The 1,001-nt window shown below is 48.0% G+C and carries 1 protein-coding gene; it reads left to right on the forward strand.

Translation table 11 applies throughout. The features are described 5' to 3' along the window. Positions 1-1,001 (forward strand): amino acid adenylation domain-containing protein (locus tag BTA30_RS22390; RefSeq protein WP_142243735.1); only part of this gene is annotated, 1,001 nt, incomplete at both ends.

Below are 1,001 nucleotides of genomic sequence, written 5' to 3' on the forward strand. Positions count from 1 at the left end.
ATTCTCGGCATTTTAAAAGCCGGCGGAGCCTATCTTCCCATCGCTGAAGACATGCCGACAGAACGGTTGGAATGGATGCTGTCTGACAGCAAAGCTGATATTCTCCTCCAATCAGATCAATTAGAATGTCATATTACTGGAAAACGGTTATTCATAGAAGACATCCAGCTTGAGGCCGAAATACCCGCTAGCAATCCCGAACAGCGGGGCGCACCTGATTCTCTCGCTTATATCGTCTATACATCCGGATCAACCGGCACGCCAAAAGGCGTAATGGTTGAACAGCGCGGCGTCGTCCGCCTCGTGAAAAACAATGATATGGCGTTTACACCTGAAGACAGGCTTTTATTGACAGCGTCATTGGGATTTGACGCGATGACATTTGAAATATTCGGACCGCTATTAAACGGCGCTCGTTTATACATCAGTGACAAAGAAACTTATTTAGATTCCGATCAGCTCAAGACATTCATACAGCATAACGAAATCACGACATTATGGCTGACATCATCTTTATTTAATCAATTATCAGAACAAAATGAACGAACATTTTCTGACCTGTCCAGATTGATTATCGGCGGAGAAGCACTGTCGCCAAACCATATCAACCGCGTTCACAACGCGGCGCCAGACCTGCTGCTATGGAATGGCTATGGTCCAACTGAAAATACAACGTTCTCAACCTGCTTTCAGATCGAACGCGCGTACAGCCATTCAATACCGATCGGCCGCCCAATCGCCAATTCAACCGCTTATATTGTCAACAGCCGCGGGACATTGCAACCCATTGGCGTCATCGGAGAATTATGCGTAGGCGGGGATGGGCTAGCCAGAGGCTACATCGGAAGACCTGAACTGACGAAAGAAAAATTTGTGCCGAATCCCTTCGCACCTGGTGAACGAATGTATCGGACCGGTGATTTGGCCCGCTGGCTGCCGGATGGGACGATTGAGTATATCGGACGGATGGACGATCAAGTAAAAATTCGCGGCTACCGGAT

The organism is Bacillus swezeyi, assembly GCF_001969815.1.
GTDB lineage: Bacteria > Bacillota > Bacilli > Bacillales > Bacillaceae > Bacillus > Bacillus swezeyi.